The 3,014-nt window shown below is 36.6% G+C and carries 1 protein-coding gene and 1 pseudogene; both read right to left on the reverse strand.

The window, feature by feature from the left end:
- Positions 1–762 precede the first annotated feature (762 nt).
- The gene (locus tag F6K54_RS39075) at positions 763–1,893 is read right to left on the reverse strand and encodes a hypothetical protein (protein ID WP_293089599.1); all 1,131 of its coding nucleotides are present in this window, start codon (positions 1,891–1,893) and stop codon (positions 763–765) included.
- A gap of 51 nt (positions 1,894–1,944) precedes the next feature.
- Positions 1,945–3,014 (reverse strand): annotated as a pseudogene (locus tag F6K54_RS39080) (hypothetical protein); the annotation flags it as partial.

A 3,014-nucleotide genomic window follows, 5' to 3' on the forward strand; every position in this document is an offset into this window, starting at 1 on the left:
CTTATCTAAAATAAGTTGCCAATAATTATCATTCAGTTGTGGGTTTGCCAGAGCATTTTCTAAAGTCTCAATATGTTCCCGCTTTACCCGATTGTTCATCACGGCTTTAATTGCTGTTTTAATCCCAAGTTCTACATTCATTATTCATTATTAATTATTAATTAACTTTATTACAAGTAATTATCCGAACATGGTATTAATTATTCATTATTCATTATTCATTATTTAGTAAGGATTTTTTTTGATTTTTTCTCCTTAAAAGGGGAGGCTTCAAGGCGTGAATTGTTGAATGAATAATATCATGTTCGGTAGAACAGTTATAATTAGGCTCGCAGTTGGACTTTAGTCCTAATACTAAGCATTTCAGAGGTTCAAGCCCAACTACAAACAAAAACTTTATTATAAGTAATTATCCGAACATGATATTAATTAGGGCTTGCTGAAAAAGTCTTATGGGTAAGGGTAGGAGACAGGAGACAGGAGACAGGAAACAGGAGAAATGGGAATGAGCGAGGAGGTAGGAGCGGGCGTTTTGTCCCAAGATTTTTCTGCCCAACTCTTGCCTAAAATATTAACTTTTTGAGCGCTTGAGATTGAAAACCAGGAATTTTTTTTGACCACAAAAAGGCTAAAGTCTTGATATGTCAATGCTTTTAGATTTAATCAGCAAGCCCTAATTATTAATTATTAATTATTCATTATTAAATATCAACTCTTAATTATTAATTATTAATTATTAATTATTAATTATTCATTATTCAGTTAAGCCATCGGATCGAAAAAGCGGTTATAGAAGACCATTCGGTAGCATTCGGGAACTTCGATATTATCATCTTGACTATTAGTATAGAAAGTAAGGACATAGTTATGTTTTAGAGGAATCTTACGACGGAAACTGAGTCGGGTTCCATTAATGGCAACGCTATCAAAAAACTTTGGATTTGGATCTAAAACTGCGTTTTTTCCTTTGATACGGATGTCCGCAGCGTGCAACGGGAGGTGGGGAAGGCAGATCTGAGCTATGCTTGCCGAACCAATACGAATGGTTCCCTGATTGGGAAGTTCTATAGACAAACCTTCCTCAATTTTGTCATCATCATCGGGTTCGTATTGAGAACGGTAACTGATAAACTTGAGTTTGGAACTGACTATCCTGGGATAGTCTCGACTGAGGACTGTCCGACGGGGATCGATATCGTTGTATTCTTCCCCTGAATACTCGAATCCACTTCCTGCTCTCAATGCTGGTAAATAACTAGGGGTAAAGTTGGTAATGCTAAAGGCAATTCCCAAACACAACCCCAGAACAGCAAAGCCAAAAGGATCTTCGTAAGATTTGAAAGCTTCTGGCATAGTTCCCTGAATTCGACGCACTAACTCGAAGGCGCTGGCAGCTATGAGACTGGCAATACTAGCTACGAAAACGCTAAGAATAAGACGTTTTTGAAAGTATTTGGGGTTGCCAACTTCAATGCTACGCCATCGCCAGCTAAACCCTTCAGCGAGACCAACGGAAGCTCCTACTATCAACCAACCACAGATGCGAACAATGACAGGGGAAACATCTATTCCGGGTGCTAGGAGGATTTGGTAAATGCCACCTGCTATTAAACCGGAGATAATTCCTATACTGAAAGCGATGAATAAGGGAGCGGGTAGCATCCGCAGGCTAACTTTAGGACGAGTGGGGTTACTAACTAAGATTTCGTTAGCAACACTGCCGATCGCGAGGGAGATAGCGATGCAGGGAAATAGGATGATTTCGGGAAAGATGTCAATTTCGGCTTCGGCCAAAAGATTAAATAAGCCAAAGTCACTGAGGAAAAGTTGTCCGATGTTCCATCCTAGAAGAGCGGAAGTTATTCCGGAAAGGATATAGAAGTAAGGTTTCATTATGTACTGAGTAGGTTTGGGTTTTTCGGCGGGTTAAGTGACTGAGCTGATTCAGTTAGGTTTTAAGCATTTTTTCTCAATATTGTCTTTTAAATATTTTTGTGTATCGTTGCCTTTATTAATTACTCCATCAGAATCTATATTGACTCTTTCTTTCTGATATGTCTCGATTGCTTTCTTAAATTTCTCCCATTCTGTATTATATTGCCCAATATAACTGTACTGGAATTCTTGAGGTAATCCCAGTTCGTTTTTTACACAGTACAGTACAATTGCTTTTGAGTTGATATTTTGTGGATTTTGATTTTTATAGAAATCTTCATAGAAATTTTTTGGAATTTTAACAGGTAAACTTTTACTTGAAACTAAATCTTCTATCTTTTTTGTCAATCCCATTGCTATTGCTTCAATTGCTTCATTACTTTTATCATATTTATCTTTGTTTTCTAAGGAAAGCCGAGGATATAAACATTCGTTTTTAATATCCCTACTTAACTCTTGGTATGTATCTCGATCTTCTTTAGTTGTCTCATTGGAAGCATTTTGTATTTGTTTTTCCTCATATTTAGATACAGCCTCACTAAATTTGTCATCTGCCTTTATATCACTGAACTGGAAATCTTCAGGAAATTCTAGTATCTCTAGAAGACAAAACCGTATAATATCTTCTGGTTTCTTTAATTTATTGTTATTAATGTTAGCAATAATTTTTTTAGGTAAATTCTCATCTTGACCATCATTCTTCCTCTGATTAAATATATCTTTTGTTTTTGGAGTAAAATCATTTATTAAAGCAGCATACATTGCTTGATAATTTTCATCTTTTTCTGATACTGATGAACCGTCAGGCTCTAGTATACCTCGTAGAAACCACCCCGCAGATCCAGCTAAGGCTAATAAAAAGACAAGAAAAATTCTAGGCATCAGACCTCCCATATCTATATTTTTAAACAAAAAATTCCAGAAAATTTTGACAATACCCTTTGATTCCTGAGCCTCTTCTAAAGGCATTATTGGTTTCGTGGCCTCACCTCCTCCTTTTTTAGAGAAAACTGTAGCCGGGTTTAACGTTCGCACTGCCTTAAACAAATCCCCAACATAATCTCCTGTACCTTTCCTTC

Origin of the sequence: Okeania sp. SIO3B5 (genome assembly GCF_010692555.1) — a bacterium.
Classification (GTDB): Bacteria; Cyanobacteriota; Cyanobacteriia; order Cyanobacteriales; family Microcoleaceae; genus Okeania.

Bases quoted from the DNA above. Each gene is read 5' to 3' on its own strand.
- F6K54_RS39075 (WP_293089599.1), bottom strand. From the start codon at position 1,893: ATGAAACCTTACTTCTATATCCTTTCCGGAATAACTTCCGCTCTTCTA.